Raw genomic sequence first — 26,964 nt, 5'->3', positions numbered from 1 at the left:
CTCCTCGCCCGGAGGGGCCGCGCGCTTCGCAATGCTTCGAAGGGAACGTCATGGCCATGGACGCCATCTCCGTCATCCGCACCAAGCGGGACCGCGGTGAGCTCAGCGACGAACAGATCGACTGGGTCATCGACGCGTACACGCGCGGCGAGGTAGCCGACGAGCAGATGTCGTCGCTCGCGATGGCCATCCTCCTCAACGGCATGAACCGTCGGGAGATCGCCCGCTGGACGGCGGCGATGATCGCGTCCGGTGAGCGCATGGACTTCTCGTCCCTTTCCCGTCCCACGGCCGACAAGCACTCGACGGGTGGTGTCGGAGACAAGATCACCCTCCCGCTCGCGCCCCTCGTGGCCGCTTGCGGCGCGGCCGTCCCCCAGCTCTCCGGCCGGGGCCTCGGCCACACCGGCGGCACCCTGGACAAGCTGGAGTCGATCCCGGGCTGGCGCGCGCTGCTGTCGAACGAGGAGATGCTGAGCGTCCTTGACGGCACCGGCGCGGTGATCTGCGCGGCGGGCGACGGCCTGGCCCCCGCGGACAAGAAGTTGTACGCGCTCCGCGATGTCACCGGCACGGTCGAGGCGATCCCGCTGATCGCCTCCTCCATCATGTCGAAGAAGATCGCCGAGGGCACCGGCTCGCTGGTCCTGGACGTGAAGGTGGGCACGGGCGCCTTCATGAAGACCATCGAGGACGCGCGCGAGCTGGCCTCCACGATGGTGGGCCTCGGCACCGACCACGGAGTGAAGACGGTCGCGCTTCTCACGGACATGTCCACCCCCCTCGGCCTCACGGCGGGCAACGCGCTGGAGGTCCGCGAGTCGGTTGAGGTCCTGGCCGGCGGTGGGCCCTCCGACGTCGTCGAACTGACCCTCGCCCTGGCCCGCGAGATGCTGGACGCGGCCGGTGTGAAGAACGCTGATCCGGCCAAGGCGCTGGCCGACGGCTCGGCGATGGACGTCTGGCGCCGGATGATCGCGGCCCAGGGCGGCGACCCGGACGCGGAGCTGCCGGTGGCGAAGGAGCAGCACGTGATCAAGGCGCCGTCCTCCGGTGTCCTCACCCGCCTGGACGCGTACGGCGTCGGCGTCGCCGCCTGGCGCCTGGGCGCGGGCCGCGCCCGCAAGGAGGACCCGGTGCAGGCGGGCGCGGGCGTCGAACTCCACGCCAAGCCCGGCGACACGGTCACGGCGGGCCAGCCCCTCCTCACCCTCCACACGGACACCCCGGACCGCTTCGAGTACGCGCTCCAGTCGGTGGAGGGGTCGTACGACATCGCGCCGGCGGGCACGGAGTTCAAGGCGTCGCCGGTGGTGCTGGAACGTATCGCCTGACCAGGTGTTTCCTCGTATGGATGAACGGGATCGGTGGACCTGCACCGGTCCCGTTCGGCATGCTGGGATCGGTGACGCACCGATAGGAGACCGCCGTGAGCGCACTCACCGTCAGCCAGGACCCCGACCAGAACTGGGACGACCTCGTCCGGTACTGGGAGGAGATGGAATGGCCCGAGGGCAGCAAGGTGGAGATCATCGAGGGGATCATCACCGTGTCACCTGCTCCCGCCGTCCGCCACAACGTGATCGCGGCCCGTATCCAGCGTCGCCTCTACTCAGTGATCCCAGAGGAGTGGGAGGTCTTCCAGACCCTGGCGATCTCCGTGCCGTCCCGGCTGGGCATGCTCATCCCGGATCTGGTGGTAACCCAGCTGCCGGAGCACCCCGAGGCGGACTCGCACGTCCCGGCTGCCCTCGCCGAACTCGTCGTCGAGGTGACCTCCAAGTCCAACGCCCGGCACGACCGCGTCAGCAAGCCCGCCGCCTACGCCACCGCGGGCATCCGGCTCTACCTCCTGATCGACCGCTGGGCCCCCGGCGGTCCCACAGCGACGCTCTACGGTGAGCCGAAGGGGGATGTCTACCGGGTCCTCAGCGCCGTCAAGTTCGGCGACCCCATCAGGCTGCCGGAACCGTTCGACCTCACGATCGACACCGGCGAGTTCCCCGTCGACTGACCGGCCCGTCACCCGAACAACGCCGCCACCACGACCAGCACCGGTACCGCCAGCACCGTCGACAGGAGGATCGAGTCGCGGGCCAGTTCCTCGCCCACGTGGTAGGTGCCGGCGTAGGTGTAGAGGTTCTGCGCGGCCGGGAGGGCCGAGGTCACCGTGACGTCGAGGAGTGGGGCGCCGTGGAGGTCGAAGACCGCTGATGCCAGGGCCCAGGCGATCAGCGGCTGGCCCACCGACTTCAGGGCCACTGAGAGGAACACCGGGTGGCGGTCGCGGCCCCGGCCGGGCGGGGTGCTGCCGTGCAGGGAGATGCCGAAGGCGAGCAGCACCGCCGGGACCGACATGTTGCCGATCAGGGTCAGGGGGTCCATCACCGGTCCGGGGAGGCGGATGCCGAGCCCCGAGACCAGGACCCCGGTGAGGGAGCCGACGGCTATCGGATTGCGGAGCGGGGCGAGGAGCCTGCGCCACCAGGGGCCCTTCTCGCCCATGCCCGACAGGTCCAGGACCGTCAGGGCGACCGGGGTGAGGACGACCACCTGGAAGAGCAGGACCGGGGCCACCAGGGACGCGTCGCCCAGCACGTACACCGCGATCGGGATGCCGAGGTTGCCGGAGTTGACGTAGCTGGAGCACAGCGCGCCGATGGTGGTGCGTCCCACGCCCCAGTGGCGCCCGACACCCACCGCCACGAACGCGCCCGCCGCCGCTGCCGTGCTCAGGGCCGTCACCAGGAGGCGGCTGGAGAAGATCACCGCCAGGTCGGCCTTCGCGAGCGTGGTGAAGAGCAGGGCGGGGGAGGCGACGTGGAAGGCCAGTTTGGTCAGGACCTCGCGGCCGTTGACCCCGAGGTGGCCACCGCGCCCGAGGACGTATCCGACCCCGATGACGATCGCGATGACCGCGAAGCCGCTCAGCACCCCCTGCACGGGACCCCCTCGCGGGGGAGGAGACCGTCGGGTGGGTAGGGCTTCGCTGATCGGTGGGACATACAGCTAACCCTCGGGGTCGGTCAGGTGCAGGTCAACGCTGCGATCCCTGTGATCTGCGCGACGACCGTACGGAAGCCCGCCACCCTACCGATGAGTTGTCGAGCCGACGGCGGTCTACCGGTTCGTGGATGCCATGCCCCCCGCTGTGCTCGTGCTGCCCGGCCCCGTCGCCAAGGACGCGGTGCCCGGGCTGTGCGCCGAGGTGCGCATGCTGCTGGCGGGCGGCGCGACCGGGATCGTCGTCTGCGATGTCGCCGGGATCGGGCCGCCCGGGCTCGCGGCCGTCGATCTGCTGGCCCGGCTGGAGCTGACCGCCCGCCGGGCCGGAGGGCGGATACGGCTGCGGGACCCCGACCCCGCCCTACGCTCCCTCCTCCGCTTCGTCGGTCTTCGCCTCCAGGAGGAGGGGGAGGTCGAAGAGCGGGAACCAGCGCTTGGTGTCGAGGAAGAAGTGGAACCCGGTCAGCCGGCCGTCTGAGATCTCCAGGACCTGGACCGCCCAGGGGCTCCAGCCGCCGGTGTCCGGGTCGGGCTTGTACTGGGCGAACCCGGGCAGGCCGTTGACCTGGACCGGGAACAGCCGGGAGCCCTCGCAGGCGGAGCCGGTGGTGGTCATGAAGCCGGCGATGTCCTCGTGGCCGACGAGCCACAGGTCGAACGGCGGCATCGTCATGATGGCGTCCTCGTGGAGGAGCGCCGTCAGCGCCGTCATGTCGTAGCCCTCGAAGGCCGCGACATACCGCTCCAGGAGCTTCTGCTGTTCCTCGTCGAGCGGGTCGGAGACCTCGGCGGTGGCGCCCGACTGCTGCTGCTCGGCCAGTGTGGCCCGGGCCCGCTGCAGGGCGCTGTTGACCGACGCGACACTGGTGCCGAGCAGTTCGGCCACCTCGTTGGCCTTCCAGGCCAGTACCTCGCGCAGGATCAGCACCGCCCGCTGCTTGGGCGGCAGCTGTTGCAGCGCGGCCATGAAGGCGAGGCGGACCGACTCCTTGGCCACGGCCGCCTCCGCCGGGTCTTCCACGGTCGGCAGCACCCGCGCGTCCGGCACCGGCTCCAGCCAGGTGTTGTCGGGCCGGGGCGACAGTGCCGCTCGGGCGAGCGGGGTCGACTCGGAGAGGTCCATCGGGCGGGCGCGCTTGTTGCCCGCGGACAGCATGTCCAGGCAGACGTTGGTCGCGATCCGGTACAGCCACGACCGCAGGCTGGAGCGGCCCTCGAACTTGTCGTAGCTCCGCCAGGCCCGCACCAGGGTGTCCTGCACGGCGTCCTCGGCCTCGAACGACGAGCCGAGCATCCGGTAGCAGTACCCGGTCAGCTCGGTCCGGTGCTTCTCCAGTGCGACGTCCAGCTCCGCCGTCGCCGTGCTGTTGCTCATTGCCGTCCACCCACCCCTGTGGCCGTTCCTGCCCGCGCGCCGTTGCGCTCCAGCACTTGGAAGCTACCGCAGCCCACTGACAATGGCCCCCGAAGTACGGAAAAGTCCAGGTCAGACCGGTTGTTTCATGGACATGAGCAGATGCTGGTGGGCGCTGCCGGAAGACAGCAGCGCCCGCTGCCCGGCCCCCAGCAGCTCCAGCCGCAGGCCGGGCCCCTGTACGCCGGGTCGAAGCCCCGCCCACCTCCTCCGGCGGCCGGCTGCGTCGTCACGTCAGCCGGCGTGCGAATTGCGCTGGTGTCGCCTGGTATTGCTTCTTGAAAGCGCGGATGAAGTGGCTGCTGTCGGTGAAGTGCCAGCGCGCGGCGGCCTCGGAGACGCTGGGCCGTGATCCGGAGGCGGTGAACACCACGGTGTGGATGCCCGCGCCTACCGACGAGGAGCGTGGCGTACGCGGCATCGACCTGTTCGTCCGCAGCGACGCGGAGCAGCCGTCGCACCCGGTGGAGCTGATCGACCGGGGCGAACTGCGCGTCGAGGTCGCCCGGCGGGTGCCGCTGGCCGAGCTGCCGGCCCTGCACGCCGACGCCGACGCGGGCGCACTGCCCAGCGGCAAGGTCGTCGTCGCGCCCGGCGCCTGACTCCCACCTGACTGACTTCCGAGGAGACGACCACGATGATCCCCGACGACGATCCGTCCCGCTCGCTGACCGTGGCGGACCCCGACGATCCCGGCACGACGTACATCTCGCTGGTGGGCAACACGTACGCCATGCTGGTCACCGGCGAGCAGACCAACGGCCGGTACTGCCTGCTGGACATGCGCGTCCCCGACGGTGGCGGCCCGCCGCCGCACCGGCACGACTTCGAGGAGATGTCCACGATCCTCGAGGGCGAGGTCGAGTTCACCTTCCGCGGCGAGAAGCACACCGTGCGGGCCGGAGCCACGATCAACATCCCGGCCAACGCGCCGCACAACTTCCGCAACACTTCGGGTGCGCCGGCCCGGATGCTGTGCATGTGCACCCCCGCCGGCCAGGACGAGTACTTCCTGCGCATCGGCGATGTCGTCGCGGGCAAGGACGCGCCGCCGCCGCAGCTGTCGGAGGACGAGCTCGCGGAGCGCCGCCGCGCGCGGCCGAGTTGGCCTCGACCTACCGCAGCGAGTTCCTGTAGCTCGCAGGGCCGGCATTCGGAACCGCATGTGACGAACCCGTTGATCGCGCCCACGCGGCGGAGCCGCATGTCAGATACGGCCCCGCGCTCCTGACGGGGCGCTTCAGCCGGCGGTGGCCACGACTTCCCGTCGGGCCGCCACCGAGCCCAGTACCGTGAGCGTCACGACGCCCAGGATCGCCAGCAGGCCCACGCCCACCGTCCCGGACCAGCCGCTCGCGTGGAAGGCCAGCGCGCCCACCGTGCTGCCCGCGCTGGAGCCGACGTAGTACGCGGACTGGTAGATGGCGGAGGCCTGGGCCCGGCCGTGGGTGGCCGTCTTGCTGACCGCGGAGGAGGCCACCGCGTGGCCCGCGAAGAAGCCCGCGGTGATCAGGACGAGGCCCAGCAGGACCAGCGGGAGCGAGTCGGCCAGGGAGAGCAGGAGGCCCGCGGCCGTCGTGCCGCCGCCCAGGTAGAGGGCGCCCCGGCGGCCCAGACGGCCGACCAGACGGCCCGCCGTCGACGCCGACACCGTACCGACCAGGTAGACGAGGAAGATCGAGCCGATGATGCCCTGGGGGAGCGAGAACGGCTCCTCGGTCAGGCGGTAGCCGATCACCGTGTAGACGCCGCCGAAGACGGTCATGAACAGTGCGCCGATCGCGTACAGGCGGCGCAGCAGCGGGTTGGCGAGGTGGTCGCGGATCGTGGCGAGCAGCCGGCGCGGGTGCAGCGAGCCCGCCTTGAAGTGCCGCGGGGCCGGGAGAAGCAGCCGGAAGGCCACCGCACAGCCCACCGCGATCACGCCGATGACGCCCACGGCGACCCGCCAGCCCCACTCCTGTGCGACCCAGCCGGTGATGACCCGGCCGCTCATCCCGCCGACACTGTTGCCCGCCACGAACAGGCCTATCGCCGTGACCAGCGCCCTGGGGCGGACCTCCTCGGCCAGGTAGGCCTGCGCCGAGGCCGGCAGCCCGGCCAGCGCGGCGCCCTGGATGCCCCGCAGCACCACCAGCACGCCCAGCGACGGCGCGAAGGGGACCAGGAGGCCCACGGTCACCGCCACCGCCAGCGACGCGGTCATGACCGTACGGCGTCCGAAGCGCTCGGACAGGGCGCTCATCGGGATGACGAACAGCGCCAGACCGCCGGTCGCCGCCGCCACCGTCCAGCTCGCGTCGCTCGCGCTCACCCCGAAGCCGTCCGAGATCAGCGGCAGCAGGGCCTGCGTGGAGTAGAGGAGGGCGAAGGTCGCGACACCGGAGAGGAAGAGGGCGAAGCTCATCCGGCGGTAGCCGGGGCCGCCCGGGCTCATGCGGGAGTCGGAGACGTCGGAGGCGGGGACGGTGGCTGCGGCGCCCACAGTGGTGGACGCCCCGGTACTGGCGGGAGACATACCTCGAACGTACGGACCCCTCTTTGATCCGTCCAATGCATGGAATCGCCATAATCGTTCCCATGAAGCATCAGCAGAGGTCAGCGGAGCGCCTGTCACCGTCCAGTGACACAGAAGACATGACGACGTTGCTGGCTCCACGCCTCGCGTACTTCGCCGGAGTGGCCCGCACGGAGCATGTCACCAGGGCCGCGCAGGAGCTCAACGTCCCCCAGTCCACCCTCTCCCGCGCGATGGCACGTCTGGAGCAGGACCTCGGCGTCGACCTCTTCACCCGCCACGGCCGCACCGTCGCCCTCACCCCCGCCGGCCGGACCTTCCTCACCTCGGTCGACCGCGCCCTCGCCGAGGTCCAGCGCGCCGCCGACGAGGTACGCGCCGACGCCGACCCCACCACCGGCAAGGTCGCCTTCGGCTTCCTGCACACGATGGGCGCGGAGACCGTCCCGGGCCTCCTCCAGGCGTTCCGCGTCGACCACCCCCGCGTCCGTTTCAGCCTCGTCCAGAACTACGGCGAGGCGATGATCGAGAAGCTGCGGGCGGGGGAGCTGGACCTGTGCCTCACCTCCCCGGTGCCGGACGCCCCCGACCTGGTCGGCCGCCGCCTGGACGAACAGAAGCTGCGCCTGGTGGTTCCCGCGGACCACCCCCTGGCCGCCCGCAAGCGCATCCGGCTCGCCGAGGCGGCCGACGAGACCTTCGTGACCCTGGAGCCGGGCTACGGTCTGCGCCGCATCACCGACGACCTGTGCAAGGAGGCCGGGTTCCGGCCACGCGTCGCCTTCGAGGGCGAGGAGGCGGAGACGCTACGGGGCCTGGTGGCGGCGGGGTTGGGCGTGGCCCTCCTGCCCCCACCGGTCTTCCCCCGCCCGGGAGTCGCCGAACTGACGGTCACGGCCCCGAGGGCGGCCCGGGAAATCGGCGTGGCGTGGCTCCAGGGCCACCCGGACACACCCCCGGTGGCCGCCTTCAAGAAGTTCCTGCTGATGAGGAAGGGCAACCTGCTCCCGACCTAGGTGAACGCGCGACCAGCCACAGATCACCCGCAGTCCGGACGCAACGCGACCTCCCGCCCCCTACCGCCGCAACGACCTACCGAACCCCGCAGCCAACGGCATCCGCAACCCGATGGGCGGCGGAGCCGCCAACGCATCCTCCACCGGCCGCGAAACCGCATGCCCGAACAACGCCCCCAGCACGAAGTCCGAAGCCAGCGCGAGCACTTCGTCCCGGTGCTGATGCAGGCCGTGCCCGTCCGAGTGCACCTCGAACCGGCACACCTCCCGGTTCGCCTTCTTCGCCCGCGCCGCCAGCCGGAACGACAGCTCCGGATCCGTCCGCTCGTCGTTCGTGCCGTGCACGATCAGCACCCGGCGCCCCACCAGCTGCCGTACCGGTTCCTCGGGCGCCGCCACATCCGTCTCCGGCAGCCAAGGGGCGACGGAGACAACGGAGTTGACGGCCTCATGGCCACCCGCGCGCAGCGCGGCCCGGCCGCCCATGCCCAGGCCCAGCAGGCACACCGGGACATCGCCGTACCGCCGTACCACCTCGTCGGCCGCCCAGCTCGCGTCCCCCGCGAGATGCGCCTCGCTGCCGTTCCAGCCGCGATAGCGGTAGTGGACGATATGCGCGGCCAGCCCCTCGTCCCGGCCGTCCCGGGCGAGCCGGCGTCCGAGTGCGCGGACGAAGGGCGTCGCCCATACGAGGGACGGTTTGCGGGCGGAGACCTCCTCGCCGCCCGGGAGCAGCAGGACCGCTCCGCTCACCGTCGTCGGCTCCTGGCCGACTGCCCTGCTCAGGCTGGCCGTTCGGACCGGCGTCGCTTGCTGTGCCATGACAGAACAGTGTCAGAAGAAGCGGTGTACGCGACCCGTCCGTGCGGTCACCTTTGCGTATCGACAGAGAACGGGATTCGCAGAGTGCCGAGCGATCTACGCGCGTAGGAGTTACAGTGCGGAAATGACGAGCCAGAGCATCGCGAACACCCCGACACCGGAGCAGATCCGCCGGGCACCGAAGGTTCTGCTGCACGACCACCTGGACGGCGGTCTGCGCCCCGGTACCGTCGCCGACCTCGCCCGGGAGACCGGGTACACCGAGCTTCCCGAGTCCGATCCGGACAAGCTCGGTGTCTGGTTCCGGGAGGCCGCCGACTCCGGCTCGCTGGAGCGGTACCTGGAGACCTTCTCGCACACCGTCGGGGTCATGCAGACCCGGGACTCCCTGGTGCGGGTCGCGCGCGAGTGCGCGGAGGACCTCGCCGAGGACGGCGTCGTCTACGCCGAGGTGCGGTACGCGCCCGAGCAGCACCTCGAGAGGGGCCTGTCCCTCGAAGAGGTCGTCGAGGCCGTCAACGAGGGCTTCCGGCAGGGCGAGGCCCTCGCCCGGGAGAACGGCCGGCGGATCCGGGTCGGTGCCCTGCTCACCGCCATGCGGCACGCGGCCCGCTCCCTGGAGATCGCCGAGCTCGCCAACCGCTACCGGGACCTGGGCGTCGTCGGCTTCGACATCGCCGGCGCCGAGGCCGGCTACCCGCCCACCCGGCACCTCGACGCCTTCGAGTACCTCAAGCGCGAGAACAACCACTTCACCATCCACGCCGGCGAGGCCTTCGGGCTGCCGTCCATCTGGCAGGCCCTCCAGTGGTGCGGCGCCGACCGGCTCGGGCACGGTGTGCGGATCATCGACGACATCCAGGTCCATGAGGACGGCACGGTCAAGCTCGGCCGCCTCGCCTCCTACGTCCGTGACAAGCGGATCCCGCTGGAGCTGTGCCCCAGCTCCAACCTCCAGACCGGGGCCGCCGACTCCTATGCCGAGCACCCGATCGGGCTGTTGCGCCGGCTGCACTTCCGGGCCACCGTGAACACGGACAACCGGCTGATGTCCGGGACCAGCATGAGCCGGGAATTCGAGCACCTCATCGAGGCGTTCGGTTACACGCTCGACGACCTGCAGTGGTTCTCCGTCAATGCGATGAAATCAGCGTTCATTCCTTTCGATGAACGACTCGCCATGATCAATGACGTCGTCAAGCCGGGGTATGCGGAGCTGAAATCCGAATGGCTGTTCCGGCAGACCGCTTCCACCAGCGGTTCTGTCGATTCGCAGGGCTGATCGGACGCCCCGGCGGGGCACACGATGCGGACGGTCCCGCACCGGCCGTCCGCATTCCGGTGTTTGCGGTGGGCGGTCCGGCATGTTTACGGTCGTGGACCGCTCAGCGCTTTCAACGATCCCCGTCACCGTATTCCAAGGACGCAATCAACAATGAAGCAGTCTGCTGCCAAGACCCTCGGTGTCGCCGCTCTCGGTGCCGCCTTCGCCGCCGTCGGCGCGGGTGCGGCCAACGCGGCCCCGGCCGTCCCGGACTCCTCGCAGGCCCTGGACACCGTCACCAAGACGCTGCCGGCCGAGAACGTCTCCAAGGCCCTGCCGGGCGCCGGTGAGGCCGTGGCGCATGGGCAGACCGCCCTCGCGGCCGGGCTCGCCGCCGCCCAGCCGGCCGCCGAGCAGCTTCTCGCCGGCGGCGGCCCGACCAAGCCCGTCGCCGGCCTCCTCGGTGGACTGCCGGTCCAGGGCATGCCCACGCACGGCCTGCCGGTGAACGGGATTCCGATCGGCTGACCTCTCCCCAGCCGATCGGCAACGCCGTTGGGGCGCACCGGTATCGACCGGTGCGCCCCAACGGCGTTGCCCCGCGCAGCTGTCACCAGGCGGTGGCCTTCTCCTCCGAGGGGAGGAGGATCCACAGCGCTATGTAGAGCAGGAACTGCGGGCCCGGCAGCAGGCAGGACAGCAGGAAGATCACCCGCATCGTCGTCGCGGAGGTGCCGAAGCGCCGGGCCAGCGCGGCGCACACTCCGCCGATCATGCGGCCATGGGTGGGGCGGGCGAGGCTGGACATCCGCGGCTCCTTCGTGAGCGTCCGGTTCGAGGCGGCCCGTGCGGCCCCTCATCTGCCCTCCACGGTACGGAGACGAACCGGGTCGAAGCGTCGCTCTACGGGGCGATCCCGACCCTGGGAATCGTCGGGGTACGACCCTGAACCGCGTCCTCCTGGGGGAGGGCCACGGGGCGTCGCAGCTCACGCCGGCGGCGGAGCCGGGAGCGGGCCGCCGGGACCACCGCCAGATGCGCGACGACCACGCCGACCGTGTTGAGGAGGATCGAGTCGACGTCCACCACCCGTCCGGGCACCCCGGTCTGCAGCAGGGCTATGCCGAGCGAGATCAGGGTGCCCGCGGCGGCGGTACGGATCAGGGAGGCGAGCGGGGAGACGCGGAGTCTGCCGTGGACCGTCGGGAGCAGTACGCCCAGCGGGGCGAGCAGCGCGAGTCCCTCGCCGATCCGGTGGGCCGCCTCGCGCGGGCCCAGCGCCAGGTCGGCACGGATACCGGCGAACGGGTGCAGGTTGGCGGGCATCACCCACGGCACGTCCAGCGGCCGCAGCATCAGCCAGGCGACGAACGCGAGATGTGCGACAAGGAGGACACCCCCTGTCACACGGACGCGGATCGCGGCGCTGCCGCCGATGGAGCCTTGACGCTGCACTCCCCCCTAGACGCGCCCGCGCACGCGAACGGTTCCGGATACGCGGGTGAGGTCTCAGACACACGGCGCCCAAGGCACGCCCCAAAGGGACGCCAGGAACTCCGCGGCCGGCCCCCACCGTGCCGCACCCGCCGCACAACCCTCCCCGGCACCCCATGAGGCGCCGCAACACCCCTCAGCGAGAAGAAACCTCACTGGACGGCGGCCGGTTCCCGCTCGGAGAGTTCCGTACCGGGTCCGTGCACTCGTACCGCAGCAGCGGCTCCCGCCCCGGCCCGCCCAGGATCACCGAACCGTCGCCCTCGGCCGCGGCCGAGTCGGAGAGCGTGCACACGATCTGGCCCAGCGCGTACGACGTCAGCTGCGTCGGCGAGGTGCTCAGCCGCAGTGTGTCCTCGGGGTCGCCGGCGCGTGGCCCGACGACCGACATCCCCCCGCGAACGTACGTCGTGTAGCCCGCCGCCTTCTCGGCGGCCGTGGGCGTCTCCGCGAGCTGGTCCAGCAGCCCCTGGGCGACGATCACCCGCCGCTGCGCGTCCGCCGTACCCTCCGGGACCCGTACCTCCCGGTCCACGGTCACCAGCGAGGAGCCGCACAGCAGGAACACCTGCACCGGCACCCCGCGCGCGGACTGCGTCGACAGATCCGGCTGGGTCATCGAGCACGGCACCCGCGAGGGCGCCCCGCCGAAGTCGGTCGGCACCTCGGTGGCCCGGATCCCGCACCCGGAGAGCGCGAGCGCCAGACCGGCGACGGCCAGGAGTCTTCGTACGTGCATCAGGCGCCCTTCTCCCCGGCATCCTTGGTCTCCTCGGTCAGGGCCGAGGCGTCCCGGGGCAGCCGGAACGTGAACACCGCACCGCCCTCGGGGGAGTTGGCGGCGGTGATCGAGCCGCCGTGGATACGGGCGTTCTCGGTCGCGATGGACAGGCCCAGGCCGCTGCCCTCGGAACGCGGCCGGGAGGCGCTCGCCTTGTAGAACCGGTCGAAGACGTGCGGCAGGACGTCCTCGGGGATGCCGGGGCCGTGGTCGCGTACGGCGACCACCAGGTCGTCGCCCTCGATCCGCACCGACACCCGCACCGGCGAACCGCCGTGCTTGAGCGCGTTGCCGATCAGGTTGGCGAGGACGACGTCGAGGCGGCGCGGGTCGAGGCGGGCGTGGATACCGCGCTCGGCGTCCAGCTCCACCGCGTCCAGCCAGGCCCGGGCGTCGATGCAGGAGGTGATCTGGTCGGCGATGTCGACGTCGTCGAGGACCAGCCGGGCCGTCCCGGCGTCGAAGCGGGTGACCTCCATCAGGTTCTCGACGAGGTCGTTGAGGCGGCGGGTCTCGCTGACGACCAGCCGGACGGCGGGCTCGATCATCGGGTCCACCGACCCCGACTCCGCCTCCAGCTCCTCCTCCAGGATCTCGGTCACGGCGGTGATCGCGGTGAGCGGCGTACGGAGTTCATGGCTCATGTCGGCGACGAAGCGACGCGAGGCGTCGTCCCGCGCGGCCATGTCGTCGACCCGCTTCTCCAGCGCCTCGGCCGCGTCGTTGAACGTCCGTGAGAGATCGGCGAGTTCGTCCGTCCCCGACACCCGCAGCCGGGTGTCCAGCTTGCCCTCGCCGAGCCGCCGCGCGGCGACTCCGAGGCGGTGCACGGGCTTCAGTACGGTCGTGGCGGCGGCCTGAGCGAGCAGCGCGGAGCCGATGAGGGCAAGACCGGTGGCGATACCCAGCGACCACGCCAGCGAGTTGAGGTCCTTCGCCTCCGGCCCCAGGGACTTCATCATGTAGCCGGTCGGACCGCCGCCGATCAGCCGCGTCCCGGCGACGAGATACGGTGTGCCGTGGTCGACGACCCGCTGCCAGTACAGGTGGTAGGCCGACTTGTTGGAGTCGGTCAGCTTCTGCTGCTTGTCGACGGCGTTCCGCAGCGGCTTCGGCACGTCGTCGAGCGCGAACGCGCTGAGCCCGTCCGAACTGCCGTACACCGTCTTGCCGCCCGTGTCCTCGCCCACCAGCAGCACGCTGAAGCGCTGGCTGCTGTTGGCCATCTGCCCGGCCGTGCGCTGGAGTTCGTCCTGGGTGGGATGGACGGGCAGCGCTCCGGCCCGGTTCTGCATCTCCTGCTGGAAGTCGCGCAGCACCGCGTCCTGGGTACGGGTGAGCACGGCCTCGCGGTTCAGCCAGTACGCGATGCCGGACGCGGACACGGCCGCGGTCAGCGCGACCAGTCCGAAGACCACGACGAGCCGCAGCCGCAGACTGGTGAAGCGCAGCCGGGAAACGGCTCCCTTGCGGTCCGCGGCCCAGCCGCGGAATCCCCCTTGCCGGTCCGTCACTGAGGAGCGTCCAGGCGGTAGCCGACACCACGCACGGTACGGATCAGGGTCGGGGAGGAGGGCACGTCCTCCACCTTGGCGCGCAGCCGCTGCACACAGGCGTCCACCAGCCGGGAGTCACCGAGGTAGTCGTGCTCCCACACCAGCCGCAGCAGCTGCTGACGGGACAGCGCCTGCCCGGGCCGCCGGCTCAGTTCGAGCAGCAGCCGCAGCTCGGTGGGCGTCAGCTGGAGGTCCTCGCCGTTCTTCGTCACGGTCATCGCGGACCGGTCAATGACGACGTTGCCGTAGGTCGCCGAGTCGCTGGACTCCCGCTCCCCGCGGCGCAGCACGGCCCGGATCCGGGCGTCGAGCACCCGGCCCTGGACGGGTTTGACGACATAGTCGTCGGCCCCGGACTCCAGCCCGACCACCACGTCGATGTCGTCGCTGCGCGCGGTCAGCAGAATGATCGGCAACTGGTCCGTGCGCCGGATCCGCCGGCACACCTCGAACCCGTCGATGCCGGGCAGCATGACGTCGAGGACGATCAGATCGGGCCGCTGCTCACGCAACAGCTTCAGACCGTCCTCACCGGTCGCAGCGGTGGCCACCCGGTGCCCCTGGCGCGTCAGTGAGAGCTCCAGGGCCGTACGGATGGCGTCGTCGTCCTCGATCAGCAACAGGGAAGGCACGGGCTCATTCTGGCCCATGCGGGGGCTGTCGTACGACCTGTGCGGCTCGGAGGTGTCCGCAAACCTCTGTACCGCCACCACCTGTGCATCTTGTGTGGACTCTCTGTGCCGAACCCCTGTGACAGGTCTGTGACAGTCGGCGGATACGGCCGTGAAGGTGGCCCGGCAGAGTTCTCGGCACAGGCAAGGAAACGGCCTGGGCAAGCCGAACTACCGGAAGTCCACGACGGGGGGCGCTAGATGAACACGCTGCAAGGCCACAGCACCAGCGCAGTGATCACGCGCCTGCACGACGTGAACCGGGGTTCCGAGAAGTCCGGTGCCGTGAGCGGGCGGGGGTGCGCTCGCGGCACCGGACGTCAGCACACCGCCTATATGACGGTGGTTGACAGCCGTACGGGGGAGCCGCAAGGGGGATCCGCATACGGGGAGGACACGGGGGAGCGTCGCTCGCTGAGCGAGGCGGAGTTCACCGCCTACGTCCAGGAGCGCCGCGCCTCCCTGTACGCGACCGCCTACCACCTGACCGGTGACCGCTTCGAGGCCGAGGACCTGCTGCAGAGCGCGCTGTTCTCGACGTACAGGGCGTGGGACCGGATCAGCGACAAGGCGGCGGTCGGCGGCTATCTGCGCCGCACCATGACGAACCTGCACATCAGCGCCTGGCGGCGGCGCAAGCTCAACGAGTACCCGACCGAGGAACTGCCGGAGACGCCCGGCGACACGGACGCGATGAGCGGCACCGAGCTGCGCGCGGTCCTGTGGCAGGCGCTGGCCCGGCTCCCCGAACTCCAGCGCACCATGCTGGTCCTGCGCTACTACGAGGGCCGCACGGACCCGGAGATCGCGGAGATCCTCGACATCAGTGTCGGCACGGTGAAGTCCAGCATCTGGCGGTCGCTCCGCCGGCTGCGCGAGGACGACGTCCTCAGCTTCGGCCGTGACGAAATGAACGCCTTCGGGGAGCTTGTCGCCTGAAGGTAAGGGGATCCGGGGGGATCCCGACGGGGAGGGCCCGGGGGGACTCACGGGGGATCGCGAGTCAGGGCCCATGGGGGAGGCACGGGGGAAAGCGAGTCCGGGGGGACTCGGGGGGAAAGCACGGGGGAGCTCCGCACGGGGGACACGGGGGTGTTCGGCGGAGCGACGGGGGAGCGGGACTGGAGGGCCGGGGGGTCCATCCAGTCCCGCTCCCCTTTGCGCCTGGACCGGTGCCGCTCTCGCGGACGTGGTTGCTCGCCGTCGTGGTCCCTCAGTTGATGGTTGCGGTGGTCTTCGCCGTGCCGTGGTGCCCGACGGCCGCCGACGCCAGCCGGCCCAGCGCCTCGTCCCGGTCGCACGGGTGCGCGCCCAGCGACACCTGGCGGCTCACGATCGCCCGCTCCGCGCGCATCAGCCGCCAGCCGCGGCGCAGCAGGAACGGCACCGACTTACGGCCCTCCTTGAGGTCGCGCAGGAAGCGGCGCCGGAAGGTCCGCATCGGGCCCCGGCTCAGACAGAGCGCGTCGGCCAGCAGCCCCAGCTCCCGGCAGCGGTCGACGATCTCGGCGGCGAAGATGCCCTCCGCGATGAACAGCGGGGTACGGCCGATGTGCAGCGTCTCCGCGCCGGTACGGGCGCTCAGCGAGATGTCGTACACCGGCACGGGCGCCGACCCCGTGGCACAGAGCTGGGCGATGGCCTCGACCGCGACATCCGCGTCCCAGGACTCCGGGTGGTCCCAGTCGATGTCCGAACTCCCCGCCACCAGCGGCAGAGTCGGGTCGTCGCCCTCCTTGTAGAAGTCGTCGAGGCGCAGCACGGGCAGCCCGGAGCGGGCGGCGACGAGTGACTTGCCCGAGCCGGAGGGGCCGCACAGCAGCACGACACGGGCGGGAGACGGCGGATGAATGCTCACGGAACACCAGTTTGACGCATGGGGGGCCTCCTGCCGACCCCGCGGGTCGGCTTTGGAGCGTGAGTCACACCTCAACTACCCTGTGTATCGAAACGATTACCCTGCGCACCCAAAGGTGGCATCAGCAATGGCCCGAACCGCGTCCTCCCCGACTCCGACCGCCCAGCGCGCCCTGGTCGCACTCGCCACGGCGGGGGTGGCGCTCGGCGCGGGCGCCGCGACGGCCGCCGCCGACACCCAGCACATCCTGGGCCCCTCGGTGAACACCCGGCCCAGCTCGCTCGGTCACATCGACCCGAAGGCGGGCATGCAGGCGCTGGGCGCCATGCTGCCGTATGTCACGGGGCCGGTGGCCGGGCTGAAGCCCAACCCCCTTGCCGGCACGGGTGTCGACCCGCTGGACAACGGCGTGGGGACGCAGGTGGCCGACTTCCAGCCGGTGTCGTCGAAGATGCTGACGGGGCCGGTGGCGCAGGCGGGGTCGGTCGGGGAGATTCCGGTGGTGGGGCAGGCGGCGGGGGCGCTGGGCCGCTGACCTCGCGGAGCGCCGCGCCTCCTCCGGGTTTGCGAGCAGGCGCGGCCCCTGTGGTCTGCCCGCTGTTCAGGCAGTTCTGCGAGGTGGGTGACCAGGATGTGGGTCACGTCGTCGTCGATGACGTAGAGCACCCGGTCGCGCCGGCCGGCTGTGGTCGCCGTTGCGGCGGGGTCCTGGCCGCCTCGGTGACGCTGGCGACCGGTTCGGGATTCGCCGAGGGTGCGGTGGTGGCGCGGGTCATGGACCCGACGCCGGCTCCGACACCCACGACGTCCGTCCCGGCGTCGGCGGCACCCCTGCCGGCAGCGGTGAGTCCCGCACCGGTACCAGTGAGTCCGGTACCGGTGAGTCCCGCGCCGGTCGTGTTCGTGCCCGCCAAGGCGCCGCCCTCGTGCTCGTGGTCGGTGAGGGCGATTCGTCTTGTATGCATCACGGTGGAGTCGAGGGCCGCGCCCCTCCGGACGGGGACGAGGCGCGGCCCTCCGCTCAGGGGGCCGTCGCTGTCAGTACGACGATCCCGACGCGCCCAGCGCCCCCGTCGGGTGCCAGACCGTCTTCGTCTCCAGGAACGCCGTCATGCGGTCGGTGCCCGGCGTCCGCGTCCAGTCGTCCACAGGCTGTGGACGGAGAACGCGCTTGAGATTGTCGGCCGCCGCGATCTCCAGCTCCTTCGCCAGCGCCTCGTCGGCGCCCGCGAGGTCGATCGCGTTGACGTCCTGGTGGGCGGCCAGGGGCGCCGCGATCTCCGCCGTACGGCCGGAGAGGACGTTGACCACTCCGCCGGGGACGTCGGAGGTGGCCAGCACCTCGGCCAGGGAGAGGGCCGGGAGCGGGGACTTCTCGCTGGCGATCACCACCGCCGTGTTGCCCGTGGCGATCACCGGGGCCACCACGCTCACCAGGCCCAGGAAAGACGACTCCTGCGGGGCCAGGACGGCCACCACGCCGGTCGGCTCGGGGGAGGAGAGGTTGAAGAACGGGCCCGCGACCGGGTTGCCGCCGCCGACCACTTGGGCGATCTTGTCGGTCCAGCCCGCGTACCAGACCCAGCGGTCGATCGTCGCTTCCACGACGGCGGCCGCCTTGGACTTGCCGAGGCCCTCCGCGTCGGCGACCTCGCGCACGAACTGGTCCCGGCGGCCCTCCAGCATCTCAGCGACGCGGTAGAGGACCTGGCCGCGGTTGTAGGCCGTGGCCCCGGACCAGCCGCCGAACGCCTTGCGCGCGGCGACGACCGCGTCCCGGGCGTCCTTGCGGCTGGACTGCGGTGCGTTGGCCAGCCAGTTGCCCTTCGAGTCCGTCACCTCGTACACCCGGCCGCTCTCGGAACGCGGGAACTTCCCGCCGACGTACAGCTTGTAGGTCTTGAAGACAGACAGGCGATCAGACATCGAGGTATGCCTCCAGGCCGTGGCGGCCGCCCTCGCGGCCGAAGCCCGACTCCTTGTAACCGCCGAACGGCGAGGTGGGGTCGAACTTGTTGAACGTGTTGGACCAGATCACGCCCGCGCGCAGCTTGTTGGCGACGGCCAGGATCCGGGACCCCTTCTCCGTCCAGATGCCGGCGGAGAGGCCGTACGGGGTGTTGTTGGCCTTCGCCACCGCCTCGTCCGGGGTGCGGAAGGTCAGGACCGACAGGACGGGGCCGAAGATCTCGTCGCGGGCGACGGTGTGCGCCTGGGTGACGTTCGTGAAGAGCGTCGGGGCGAACCAGTAGCCGGCGGACGGGATCTCGCAGGCCGGGGACCAGCGCTCGGCGCCCTCCGCCTCGCCCTGCTCGACGAGGGAGGTGATCCGCGCGAGCTGCTCCGCGGAGTTGATCGCGCCGATGTCGGTGTTCTTGTCCAGCGGGTCGCCGAGGCGAAGTGTCGACAGGCGGCGCTTCAGGGAGTCGAGCAGCTCGTCGTGGATCGACTCCTGGACGAGGAGGCGGGAGCCCGCGCAGCAGACCTGGCCCTGGTTGAAGAAGATCCCGGTGACGATCCCCTCCACGGCCTGGTCGATGGGGGCGTCGTCGAAGACGATGTTGGCGCCCTTGCCGCCCAGTTCGAGGGTGAGCTTCTTGCGGCTGCCGGCGACCGTGCGCGCGATCTCCTTGCCGACGGCGGTGGAGCCGGTGAAGGCGACCTTGTTCACGTCCGGGTGGGCGACGATCGCGGCGCCCGCGTCACCGTAGCCCGGGAGGATGTTGACGACGCCCTTGGGGAGGCCCGCCTGGCGGCAGATGTCCGCGAAGAAGAGAGCGGACAGCGGGGTCGTCTCGGCGGGCTTCAGGACCACCGTGTTGCCGGTGGCGAGCGCCGGGGCGATCTTCCACGCCAGCATCAGGAGCGGGAAGTTCCAGGGGATGACCTGGCCGGCCACGCCGAGCGGCCGGGGCTCCGGGCCGAAACCGGCGTGGTCGAGCTTGTCGGCCCAGCCCGCGTAGTAGAAGAAGTGCGCGGCGACCAGCGGGAGGTCGGCGTCCCTCGTCTCCTTGATGGGCTTGCCGTTGTCCAGGGTCTCCAGGACGGCCAGCTCACGGCTGCGCTCCTGGATGATGCGGGCGATGCGGAAGAGGTACTTGGCGCGCTCGGAGCCCGGCAGCGCGGACCACTTCTCGAAGGCCTTGCGGGCGGCCCTGACAGCCCGGTCGACGTCCTCGGCACCCGCCCGGGCGACCTCGGAGAGGACCTCCTCGGTGCTGGGGCTGACGGTCTTGAAGACCTTGCCGTCGGCCGCGTCGGTGAACTCACCGTCGATGAAGAGGCCGTAGGCGGGCGCGATGTCGACGACGGAGCGGGACTCGGGCGCCGGTGCGTACTCGAATGCGGTGGTCATCTTTTCCTTGGCCATGGTCGATCAGTCCACCGTCACGTAGTCGGGGCCGGAGTAGCGGCCGGTGGCCAGCTTCTGACGCTGCATCAGCAGGTCGTTCAGGAGCGAGGAGGCGCCGAAGCGGAACCAGTGGTTGTCCAGCCAGTCCGCGCCTGCGGTCTCGTTGACGAGGACGAGGAACTTGATCGCGTCCTTGCTGGTCCGGATGCCGCCGGCGGGCTTGACGCCGACCTGGACCCCCGTCTGCGCGCGGAAGTCGCGCACGGCCTCCAGCATGAGGAGGGTGTTCGCGGGCGTCGCGTTCACCGCGACCTTGCCGGTGGAGGTCTTGATGAAGTCGGCGCCGGCCAGCATGCCGAGCCAGGAGGCCCGGCGGATGTTGTCGTACGTCGACAGCTCGCCGGTCTCGAAGATGACCTTGAGCCGGGCGGCGCCCGAGGCCTCCTTCACGGCGACGATCTCCTCGTGGACCTTGCCGTAGTTCCCCGCGAGGAACGCCCCGCGGTCGATGACCATGTCGATCTCGTCGGCACCCGCGGCCACGGCGTCCCGCACGTCGGCGAGCTTGACCGGCAGCGCCGCGCGGCCCGCCGGGAAGGCGGTGGCGACCGAGGCGACCTTGACACCGGAGCCGGCGACGGCCTCCTTCGCGGTGGCCACCATGTCGGGATAGACACAGACGGCGGCCGTGGCGGGGGTCGTACGGTCCGTCGGGTCCGGGTGGACCGCCTTGGCGCCGAGCGCCCGGACCTTGCCCGGGGTGTCCGCGCCTTCCAGCGTCGTCAGGTCGACCATCGAGATGGCGAGGTCGATGGCGTACGCCTTCGCGGTGGTCTTGATGGAACGGGTGCCGAGGGAGGCGGCACGTGCCTCCAGGCCGACCGCGTCGACGCCGGGCAGCCCGTGAAGGAAACGGCGCAGCGTGCTGTCGGACGCGGTGACGTCAGCAAGTGCGTGGGGTGCGGTGGTGGGCATGGTCACCAGCCGAGCATATCTACGCGCGTAGCGGCTGTACACCCCGAGGGGCCTGTTCTTGTCAGGGGCGGTGGGGCAGACGCCCCTGAAAAGGGCGCGGGGAACTGAGCGAGCAACCACGAACCACCCGCACCCGCGCACGAGACGTATCCCTCACGGCGCGAAGGCGCACGGCTGAGGCAGAATCGCGGCATGACCACGCCCCTCGTCAAGGACCGCATCTACCGCTCGCCCCAGGCGCTGATCGGCGGCGTACTCCTGCTCGCGATCGTCTGCTGGCTGGGCATCGACGCGCTGTTCCGGGGCCACGGCCAAACCCCCTGGCTCGCCCTGGCCGCCCTGATCCTCATCGTGCCGCTGGTGGCCGCCTTCACCCTGCGCCCGGCGGTGTTCGCGGGCGAGGACCGGCTGCGGGTACGGAACCCCTTCCGGGTGATCACGTTGCCGTGGGGGGAGATCGCCTCCCTGCGCTCCGGCTACTCGAACGAGGTGATCGTCAAGTCGGGCGCGAAGTACCAACTATGGGCGATCCCGGTGTCGCTGCGGGGCCGCAAGAGGGCGGCGCGCCGGCAGGCGAAGTCGGAGTCGGACGCGCGGCGCGGGCGGACGGGGTCCGTCGGGCGGGGAGGCGGTGGGTTCGGTATGGGCGGCTTCGGCATGGGCGGTGGCGTGGGTGGTGGCGCGTTCGGGGGCCTACGGGAGGCCGACGACGCGACCGGGCCGGTGCGCGCGGAGACCGACAAGATCATGGACGAGCTGCGGGGGACGCTGGAGAACCGGGGCCCGGCCGAGTCCGCGCAGGGCGAGATCACGGTCCGCTGGGCGTACGAGGTGGTGGCGCCGGCGGTCGCGGGGGCGGTGCTGCTGGCGATCCTGCTGGCGGTGGGCTGACCGACGCGCCGGGAAGCATCCGGAGACGGAACTGGTGGATGCGCGCCCGTTGGTGCCGGGTGTGCCGGAGCTGGGCGAGGGGCCCGACGTGCAGCTCTGGCCCCACCTGCACGGTTGCGCCTGCCCCAAACCGCTGGAGGCACACCGCGCACGCGGCCGCACCGCCGGCGGCTCACGGCGCTCCCGCCGGCGAATCACGGCGCGCTCGGCCATACCAGCAGCATGTACGCCCCGCAGTACGCCGACCCCGCCACCGCGGCCGTCAGCGCGAGCACCCGCAACCGCCGTGAGGCGCGGGCGAGATACCCGGCGACGGGCAGCAGCAGCGGGAAACCCGGGAGGAGGAAGCGGGCCCGCGGGAAGTAGACGCCCCCGCTCGCCACCACGATCACCAGCAGGACCGCGCCGTACACCAGCAGCGGCACCGGCTGCCGGTCCGCGACCGCGAGCCCGAACAGGACGACCGACGCGATGATCGTCAGGCTCACCATGATCAGGAACAGCTCCGGCCGCGCGACCTGCCCGAACAGGTGCCGCAGCCAGCGCAGGGTCTCCGCGCCGCCGTCCAGCTCGTTGTGCCACAGCCGCTGTACGGCGAAGTAGCCGTCCCAGCGGCCCAGTCTGAGGCCCACCCAGCCGACGTACGCGCACCAGCCCAGCGGGGCCAGCACGGCCGCCGTCAGGGCGCGCGCCGAGAAACGGGAGCGCAGGGAGAGCAGGGCGGTGACCGTCACGGCGGCGGCCACCGCGATGCCGGTCGGCCGGGTCAGCCCGGCGAGGACCGATCCCGCGGCCGCCCACAGCCAGCGCTCGGCGAGCACCGCGTACAGCGTCCACGCGGCGAACGCCGTGAACAACGACTCGGTGTAGCCCATCCACTGCACCAGACCCACCGGATACGCCGCCCACAACACGGTGAGCAGCACCCCGACCCGGCGCCCGGCCAGCCGGTCGCCCACCGCGAACACGCCCCAGGCCGCGACGAGCGAGGCCAGCCAGGCGAGGGCGAGCCCGGTGCTGGCCCGGGTGCCGGGGGTCACGACGGCCACGGCCTTGACCAGCAGCGGATACAGCGGGAAGAAAGCCAGGTTGTTGTGGTCGTAGGCGGTGCCCAGTGCGTGTGTGTACCCGTGGTCGGCGATTCCGAGGTACCAGCGGGAGTCCCACTGCGTCGCCAGCATCGGCCACACCCCGTGGTGACGCCGGTGCGCCCAGACGGCGAGGAACAGCAGGCCGGTGAGGCGTACCGCGAGATACCCGGCGAGGGCCGGTGCCGCCCGGCGCAGGGCGTGCCGGGGGGCGGTCGCCGTGGGGAGGTGGGGTCGCCGGGTGCCCGGGATGTGTCCGCTGGGGGCGGTGTCGGGGGCGGTCGATGACACGGCGGCGGCTCCAGTGCGACTACGACGGCTGCGGCGGGCGGTACGGGCGGTACGCGGTACGGGCGGTACCGGACCACCGTTCCCCGGGAGCCGGGGCGGGGCGCGGTGGGTGGGTCGGTCGCCGTCGCGAAATCACCCGTAGGGGTGCCCCCGGGCGGAGGGGCACCCCTACGGGGCGTCAGAGCTGGTGTCAGAGGGCGGGTGAGAGGGGGGTGTCAGATGCCGGCCGCCGTCGACAGGTCCCGCTTGATCGCGGCCAGGGTCTCGGTCGCCTTGGCGCGGGCCGCCGGGAGGTCGGCGTGCGTGGCCACCGGGACGACGACCTCCAGGTAGCACTTCAGCTTGGGTTCGGTGCCGCTGGGGCGGACGACGACCCGGGCGCCGGTGAGGGCGTACCGCAGGCCGTCGGTGGGCGGCAGCTTGTCCGTGCCCTGGGCCAGATCCTCCGCCTTGGTGACGGGGAGGCCCGCCAGTTCGGTCGGGGGCTGCTCGCGGAGGCGCCGCATCGCGTCCGCGATGACGGAGAGGTCCTCGACGCGGACCGAGAGCTGGTCGGTGGCGTGCAGGCCGTGCTCCACGGCGAGGTCGTCGAGGAGGTCGAGAAGGGTGCGGCCCTCCTCCTTGAGGACCGAGGCCAGTTCGGTGATCAGGAGGGCGGCCGTGATGCCGTCCTTGTCCCGGACGCCCTCGGGGTCGACGCAGTAGCCGAGGGCCTCCTCGTAGCCGTAGCGCAGGCCGTCGACGCGGGCGATCCACTTGAAGCCGGTCAGGGTCTCCTCGTAGGGGAGTCCGGCCTTCTCGGCGATACGGCCGAGGAGGGAGGAGGAGACGATCGACTCGGCGAACACGCCGGTCGCTCCGCGCCGGACCAGGTGGGCGGCGAGGAGGGAGCCGACCTCGTCGCCGCGCAGCATGCGCCAGGTGCCGTTGTCCTTGACGGCTGCGGCGCAGCGGTCGGCGTCCGGGTCGTTGGCGATGATCAGGTCGGGGTCGGTGGCGCGGGCCTGGGCGAAGGACAGGTCCATCGCGCCGGGCTCCTCCGGGTTGGGAAAGGCGACGGTCGGGAAGTCGGGGTCCGGTTCGGCCTGTTCGGCGACCAGCAGCGGCTCGGGGAAGCCGGCCCGCGCGAAGGCGGCGAGGAGGGTCTCCTTGCCGACGCCGTGCATGGCCGTGTAAACGGTCCGGGCGGTGCGGGGGGAGCCGGGGGCCAGGACGGCGTCCGTACGGGCCAGGTAGGCCTCCAGGACGGCGTCGTCGAGGGTTTCCCAGCCGGCCTCGGGGCGGGGGACGTCGTGCAGGCTCGCGATCGCGTCGATCTCGGCGGCGATCTCCGCGTCCGCGGGCGGGACGATCTGGGAGCCGTCGCCCAGATAGACCTTGTAGCCGTTGTCGCGGGGCGGGTTGTGGCTGGCGGTGACCTCGACGCCGGCGACCGCGCCGAGGTGCCGTATGGCGAACGCCAGGACCGGGGTGGGGAGGGGGCGGGGGAGTACGACGGCGTGAAGGCCGGCGCCCGTCATGACGGCCGCGGTGTCGCGGGCGAAGTCGGCGGACTTGTGGCGGGCGTCGTAGCCGATGACGACGACTCCGCCGGTATGGCCGTGCTGCCTGAGGTAGGCGGCGAGGCCTGCGGCGGCGCGGATGACGACAGTGCGGTTCATGCGCATCGGGCCGGCGCCGAGCTCGCCGCGCAGGCCGGCGGTGCCGAACTGGAGGGTGCCGCTGAAGCGGGCCGACAGTTCGGTGATGTCCTCGGCGTCGATCAGCTTGGCCAGCTCGTCGCGGGTGTCGGGGTCCGGGTCCTCGGCGAGCCAGGTCCTGGCCCGGGCGATGAGATCGTCTTGCACGGTCGTCGTCCAACCTCTCTCGTGTCGTGCCTGCGGCGCATGCGCGGCTTCGGTGGGGGCGCGCGTAGCGCCTGCGGTTCGGTGGTGGGTCGGGGCCGGGGCGGGGGTATCCGTCCTCGGTCCGGCGGTGCTGTCTCTCAGGGGCATGCTCGGCGACGGACGCCGGCCGCTGCGGGCGGACACCCCCACCCCGTCCCCTTCCCGCCGCGGGCGGCCAACGATCCGCGGCGGCCGGCGCCTGGTCAACGATCCGCCGCGAGTGGTGGATGGTGGGCGGCGGGCCGACGGTCCGTCGTGGGCGCCGGGTGCCCGTACCCGCCCAGGGGGGGCCGGGGAACTGCGCGACCGGCCGCGGCGGGCCGCGGGCGCTCTACGGCCTTCCGTGGCAACCCCTGTCGCGGCGGTTACAGCCTCGACGGTCCGTCGTGGGCGCCGGGTGTCCGTACCCACCCAGGGGCGCGGGGAACTGCGCGACCGGCCGGCGGCGGGGCCGCGGACGCTCTGCGGCCTTCCGTGGCAACCCCTGTCGCGGCGGTTACAGCCTGCCCAGCACCTGCGCCAGCAGTGAGCCCATCCGTGCCGCCGAGTCGCGGCCCGCCTGGAGGACCTCCTCGTGGTTCAGCGGCTCGCCGGTCATGCCCGCCGCCAGGTTGGTCACCAGGGAGATGCCCAGGACCTCCGCGCCCGCCTCGCGCGCGGCGATCGCCTCGAGGACCGTCGACATGCCCACCAGGTCCGCGCCGATGACGCGGGCCATGCGGATCTCGGCCGGGGTCTCGTAGTGCGGGCCGGGGAACTGCGCGTAGACGCCCTCTTCGAGGGTGGGGTCGATCTCCTTGCACAGGGCACGCAGGCGGGGGGAGTACAGGTCCGTCAGGTCCACGAAGTTCGCGCCGACGATCGGGGAGGTCGCCGTGAGGTTGATGTGGTCGCTGATGAGGACCGGCTGGCCGGGACGCATGCCCTCGCGCAGGCCGCCGCAGCCGTTGGTGAGGACGATCGTCTTGCAGCCGGCGGCTACGGCGGTGCGGACGCCGTGTGCGACGGCGGCGACGCCGCGACCCTCGTAGTAGTGGGTGCGGCCCAGGAAGACCAGCGCGCGCTTGTCACCGAAGGAGTACGAGCGGATCTTGCCACCGTGCCCCTCGACGGCCGGCGGCGGGAAGCCGGGCACCTCGGTGACCTGGAACTCGGCGTCAGGAGCGCCCAGGGCGTCGACGGCCGGAGCCCAGCCGGAGCCCATCACGAGGGCGACGTCGTGGGTCTCGGCGCCCGTGAGCTCGCGCAGCCGCGCGGCGGCCGCGCCGGCAGCGGCATGGGGGTCGCCCTGGATGTGGTCCGGAAGAAGAGATGCGTTCACGCGGATGAGAGTAGCCGGTCCTGGCCTACGCGCGTAGATGACTGAGCTCACGGGATGGCGATCGTTGTCTTGTCGTTTCCAACGAGCGCTGTGACGCAAGTAACTTTGTGCCACCTGTAGGTGGTCTGTGCGGCTTGGGCCTCGATGGGGGACGCCGACGGGGTCACTCGTCGGTCACGGGGACGTGCCGCGTGAGGCCGGCAGGGCGATGCCCCTGTGGAACGCGATGCGCTGACGATCGTCCAGCTCGACGCGTCGGTTCCACAAGTGCAGGGACGCGGCGTGTCAGCAGGGCCGCTTGCGCAGCTCCATCACGTAATCGTGTGGTGCGCCGGCCGACTCGGCGGCGTCGGCGATCTCGCCGAGGTAGCGGGCCGAGGGCAGGCCGCCCTCGTAGCCGTTGAGGACGTAGAGCCAGGCGCTCTCCTCGCCCTCCAGCGTGTGCACGCGCACACGTGCCCGGCGGTAGATGCCCATGCCGACGCCCTCCCAGCGGTCCATGGACTCCTCGTCCATCGGGGCGAGGTCGTAGAGGCCAACGAAGACCTGGGAGAGGGGGTCCTCGACGATCGTCGCCAGCGCGCCCTCCCAGCCCATCTGCTCCCCGCCGAAGGTCAGCCGCCATCCGTTCAGCCAGCCGGTGGCGCGCAGGGGCGAGTGCGGAGCGCGGCGCGACATCAGCCGTGCGTCGAGATTGCCGGCGTACGCGGCGTAGAGCGACGACATGGGGAGAGGGTACGGCAGCCGTCCCAGGTACCTC

The 26,964-nt window shown here is 71.5% G+C and carries 30 protein-coding genes; 11 read left to right on the top strand and 19 right to left on the bottom strand.

Annotation, left to right across the window (positions count from 1 at the left end; genetic code table 11):
- The first annotated feature begins 50 nt into the window (after positions 1 to 50).
- Complete coding sequence (locus tag ACZ7OO_RS02285; RefSeq protein ID WP_471500633.1) at positions 51 to 1,334, top strand: thymidine phosphorylase; 1,284 nt, start codon at positions 51 to 53, stop codon at positions 1,332 to 1,334.
- A 95-nt stretch (positions 1,335 to 1,429) separates the two neighbouring features.
- Complete coding sequence (locus ACZ7OO_RS02280; RefSeq protein ID WP_471500631.1) at positions 1,430 to 2,014, top strand: Uma2 family endonuclease; 585 nt, start codon at positions 1,430 to 1,432, stop codon at positions 2,012 to 2,014.
- A gap of 8 nt (positions 2,015 to 2,022) precedes the next feature.
- On the opposite strand, the gene ACZ7OO_RS02275 is transcribed toward ACZ7OO_RS02280, so the two are convergent.
- Positions 2,023 to 2,943 carry an AEC family transporter gene (locus tag ACZ7OO_RS02275; RefSeq protein ID WP_471500629.1) on the bottom strand — a complete coding sequence of 307 codons (921 nt, stop codon included), beginning with the start codon at positions 2,941 to 2,943 and terminating at the stop codon, positions 2,023 to 2,025.
- A gap of 196 nt (positions 2,944 to 3,139) precedes the next feature.
- Here ACZ7OO_RS02275 and ACZ7OO_RS02270 point away from each other — a divergent pair, with 196 nt between their 5' ends.
- A complete protein-coding gene (locus ACZ7OO_RS02270) occupies positions 3,140 to 3,484 on the top strand; it encodes an STAS domain-containing protein (protein ID WP_471500627.1) in 345 nt (114 codons plus the stop codon).
- On the opposite strand, the gene ACZ7OO_RS02265 is transcribed toward ACZ7OO_RS02270, so the two are convergent.
- Together ACZ7OO_RS02265 and ACZ7OO_RS02260 are read right to left on the bottom strand one after the other, a co-directional pair.
- Positions 3,368 to 4,381 carry a sigma-70 family RNA polymerase sigma factor gene (locus tag ACZ7OO_RS02265; RefSeq protein WP_471500625.1) on the bottom strand — a complete coding sequence of 338 codons (1,014 nt, stop codon included), beginning with the start codon at positions 4,379 to 4,381 and terminating at the stop codon, positions 3,368 to 3,370. The genes ACZ7OO_RS02270 and ACZ7OO_RS02265 overlap by 117 nt on opposite strands.
- Before the next feature lie 268 nt (positions 4,382 to 4,649).
- Positions 4,650 to 4,841, bottom strand: a complete 192-nt coding sequence (locus ACZ7OO_RS02260) for a helix-turn-helix domain-containing protein (RefSeq protein WP_471500623.1) — start codon at positions 4,839 to 4,841, stop codon at positions 4,650 to 4,652.
- Between ACZ7OO_RS02260 and ACZ7OO_RS02255 the strand changes: the two genes are divergently transcribed.
- Entirely contained in the window at positions 4,801 to 5,022 is a 222-nt protein-coding gene (locus ACZ7OO_RS02255; protein ID WP_471500621.1) for a hypothetical protein, read from the top strand. The genes ACZ7OO_RS02260 and ACZ7OO_RS02255 overlap by 41 nt on opposite strands.
- A gap of 35 nt (positions 5,023 to 5,057) precedes the next feature.
- Positions 5,058 to 5,651, top strand: coding sequence for a cupin domain-containing protein (locus ACZ7OO_RS02250; RefSeq protein WP_471500619.1), 594 nt, complete (start codon positions 5,058 to 5,060; stop codon positions 5,649 to 5,651).
- A 9-nt stretch (positions 5,652 to 5,660) separates the two neighbouring features.
- Here ACZ7OO_RS02250 and ACZ7OO_RS02245 read toward each other — a convergent pair whose 3' ends face one another.
- Positions 5,661 to 6,938, bottom strand: a complete 1,278-nt coding sequence (locus ACZ7OO_RS02245; protein ID WP_471500617.1) for an MFS transporter — start codon at positions 6,936 to 6,938, stop codon at positions 5,661 to 5,663.
- A gap of 62 nt (positions 6,939 to 7,000) precedes the next feature.
- Here ACZ7OO_RS02245 and ACZ7OO_RS02240 point away from each other — a divergent pair, with 62 nt between their 5' ends.
- Positions 7,001 to 7,954 (top strand): LysR family transcriptional regulator, encoded by a 954-nt coding sequence (locus ACZ7OO_RS02240; protein ID WP_471500615.1) that lies wholly within the window; start codon positions 7,001 to 7,003, stop codon positions 7,952 to 7,954.
- Positions 7,955 to 8,014: 60 nt separating this feature from the next.
- Here ACZ7OO_RS02240 and ACZ7OO_RS02235 read toward each other — a convergent pair whose 3' ends face one another.
- Positions 8,015 to 8,776: a prolyl oligopeptidase family serine peptidase gene (locus ACZ7OO_RS02235; RefSeq protein WP_471500613.1), complete on the bottom strand. Its 762-nt coding sequence runs from the start codon at positions 8,774 to 8,776 to the stop codon at positions 8,015 to 8,017.
- A 124-nt stretch (positions 8,777 to 8,900) separates the two neighbouring features.
- On the opposite strand from ACZ7OO_RS02235, the gene ACZ7OO_RS02230 reads away from it, so the two are divergent.
- Together ACZ7OO_RS02230 and ACZ7OO_RS02225 are read left to right on the top strand one after the other, a co-directional pair.
- Positions 8,901 to 10,058, top strand: coding sequence for an adenosine deaminase (locus ACZ7OO_RS02230; protein ID WP_471500611.1), 1,158 nt, complete (start codon positions 8,901 to 8,903; stop codon positions 10,056 to 10,058).
- 153 nt (positions 10,059 to 10,211) lie between these two features.
- Positions 10,212 to 10,568, top strand: a complete 357-nt coding sequence (locus ACZ7OO_RS02225) for an ATP-binding protein (RefSeq protein ID WP_471500609.1) — start codon at positions 10,212 to 10,214, stop codon at positions 10,566 to 10,568.
- Positions 10,569 to 10,650: 82 nt separating this feature from the next.
- Here the strand turns inward: ACZ7OO_RS02225 and ACZ7OO_RS02220 are convergent, their stop codons facing one another.
- The 5 genes from ACZ7OO_RS02220 to afsQ1 all read right to left on the bottom strand — a co-directional run bounded on the left by ACZ7OO_RS02220 (position 10,651) and on the right by afsQ1 (position 14,503).
- The gene (locus ACZ7OO_RS02220) at positions 10,651 to 10,848 is read right to left on the bottom strand and encodes a PspC domain-containing protein (RefSeq protein WP_089099209.1); all 198 of its coding nucleotides are present in this window, start codon (positions 10,846 to 10,848) and stop codon (positions 10,651 to 10,653) included.
- A gap of 95 nt (positions 10,849 to 10,943) precedes the next feature.
- Positions 10,944 to 11,495: a VanZ family protein gene (locus tag ACZ7OO_RS02215; protein ID WP_471500607.1), complete on the bottom strand. Its 552-nt coding sequence runs from the start codon at positions 11,493 to 11,495 to the stop codon at positions 10,944 to 10,946.
- 175 nt (positions 11,496 to 11,670) lie between these two features.
- A complete protein-coding gene (locus ACZ7OO_RS02210; RefSeq protein WP_471500605.1) occupies positions 11,671 to 12,273 on the bottom strand; it encodes a hypothetical protein in 603 nt (200 codons plus the stop codon).
- Entirely contained in the window at positions 12,273 to 13,829 is a 1,557-nt protein-coding gene (locus tag ACZ7OO_RS02205) for an ATP-binding protein (protein WP_471500603.1), read from the bottom strand. The genes ACZ7OO_RS02210 and ACZ7OO_RS02205 overlap by 1 nt, the downstream gene beginning before the upstream one ends.
- A complete protein-coding gene (afsQ1, locus tag ACZ7OO_RS02200) occupies positions 13,826 to 14,503 on the bottom strand; it encodes a two-component system response regulator AfsQ1 (protein WP_174855921.1) in 678 nt (225 codons plus the stop codon). Before afsQ1 ends, ACZ7OO_RS02205 begins: the two co-directional genes overlap by 4 nt.
- Before the next feature lie 240 nt (positions 14,504 to 14,743).
- Between afsQ1 and ACZ7OO_RS02195 the strand changes: the two genes are divergently transcribed.
- Complete coding sequence (locus ACZ7OO_RS02195) at positions 14,744 to 15,481, top strand: SigE family RNA polymerase sigma factor (RefSeq protein WP_471500601.1); 738 nt, start codon at positions 14,744 to 14,746, stop codon at positions 15,479 to 15,481.
- Between the two features lie 274 nt (positions 15,482 to 15,755).
- Here the strand turns inward: ACZ7OO_RS02195 and ACZ7OO_RS02190 are convergent, their stop codons facing one another.
- A complete protein-coding gene (locus ACZ7OO_RS02190; protein ID WP_471500599.1) occupies positions 15,756 to 16,400 on the bottom strand; it encodes a uridine kinase family protein in 645 nt (214 codons plus the stop codon).
- A gap of 127 nt (positions 16,401 to 16,527) precedes the next feature.
- On the opposite strand from ACZ7OO_RS02190, the gene ACZ7OO_RS02185 reads away from it, so the two are divergent.
- Positions 16,528 to 16,935, top strand: a complete 408-nt coding sequence (locus ACZ7OO_RS02185) for a hypothetical protein (RefSeq protein WP_471500597.1) — start codon at positions 16,528 to 16,530, stop codon at positions 16,933 to 16,935.
- Between the two features lie 103 nt (positions 16,936 to 17,038).
- On the opposite strand, the gene ACZ7OO_RS02180 is transcribed toward ACZ7OO_RS02185, so the two are convergent.
- The 4 genes from ACZ7OO_RS02180 to deoC form a co-directional block, all read right to left on the bottom strand.
- Positions 17,039 to 17,365: a hypothetical protein gene (locus tag ACZ7OO_RS02180; protein WP_471500595.1), complete on the bottom strand. Its 327-nt coding sequence runs from the start codon at positions 17,363 to 17,365 to the stop codon at positions 17,039 to 17,041.
- 73 nt (positions 17,366 to 17,438) lie between these two features.
- Positions 17,439 to 18,326 (bottom strand): aldehyde dehydrogenase family protein, encoded by an 888-nt coding sequence (locus ACZ7OO_RS02175; protein WP_352219574.1) that lies wholly within the window; start codon positions 18,324 to 18,326, stop codon positions 17,439 to 17,441.
- A complete protein-coding gene (locus ACZ7OO_RS02170; protein ID WP_471500593.1) occupies positions 18,319 to 19,755 on the bottom strand; it encodes an aldehyde dehydrogenase family protein in 1,437 nt (478 codons plus the stop codon). The genes ACZ7OO_RS02175 and ACZ7OO_RS02170 overlap by 8 nt, the downstream gene beginning before the upstream one ends.
- Before the next feature lie 21 nt (positions 19,756 to 19,776).
- Positions 19,777 to 20,727: a deoxyribose-phosphate aldolase gene (gene deoC / locus ACZ7OO_RS02165; RefSeq protein WP_471501235.1), complete on the bottom strand. Its 951-nt coding sequence runs from the start codon at positions 20,725 to 20,727 to the stop codon at positions 19,777 to 19,779.
- A gap of 192 nt (positions 20,728 to 20,919) precedes the next feature.
- On the opposite strand from deoC, the gene ACZ7OO_RS02160 reads away from it, so the two are divergent.
- Positions 20,920 to 21,618, top strand: a complete 699-nt coding sequence (locus ACZ7OO_RS02160; protein ID WP_471500591.1) for a PH domain-containing protein — start codon at positions 20,920 to 20,922, stop codon at positions 21,616 to 21,618.
- 194 nt (positions 21,619 to 21,812) lie between these two features.
- On the opposite strand, the gene ACZ7OO_RS02155 is transcribed toward ACZ7OO_RS02160, so the two are convergent.
- The 4 genes from ACZ7OO_RS02155 to ACZ7OO_RS02140 all read right to left on the bottom strand — a co-directional run bounded on the left by ACZ7OO_RS02155 (position 21,813) and on the right by ACZ7OO_RS02140 (position 26,930).
- Positions 21,813 to 22,997: a hypothetical protein gene (locus tag ACZ7OO_RS02155; RefSeq protein ID WP_471500589.1), complete on the bottom strand. Its 1,185-nt coding sequence runs from the start codon at positions 22,995 to 22,997 to the stop codon at positions 21,813 to 21,815.
- 215 nt (positions 22,998 to 23,212) lie between these two features.
- A complete protein-coding gene (locus tag ACZ7OO_RS02150; protein WP_471500587.1) occupies positions 23,213 to 24,844 on the bottom strand; it encodes a phospho-sugar mutase in 1,632 nt (543 codons plus the stop codon).
- A gap of 535 nt (positions 24,845 to 25,379) precedes the next feature.
- Complete coding sequence (locus tag ACZ7OO_RS02145) at positions 25,380 to 26,204, bottom strand: purine-nucleoside phosphorylase (RefSeq protein WP_471500585.1); 825 nt, start codon at positions 26,202 to 26,204, stop codon at positions 25,380 to 25,382.
- 285 nt (positions 26,205 to 26,489) lie between these two features.
- A complete protein-coding gene (locus ACZ7OO_RS02140; protein ID WP_471500583.1) occupies positions 26,490 to 26,930 on the bottom strand; it encodes a gamma-glutamylcyclotransferase family protein in 441 nt (146 codons plus the stop codon).
- Positions 26,931 to 26,964 lie beyond the last annotated feature (34 nt).

The organism is Streptomyces sp. NPDC111744, from assembly GCF_055634995.1.
Note: the sequence above shows the minus strand (reverse complement) of the source record. Positions and strands in the feature narration are given on the sequence as shown.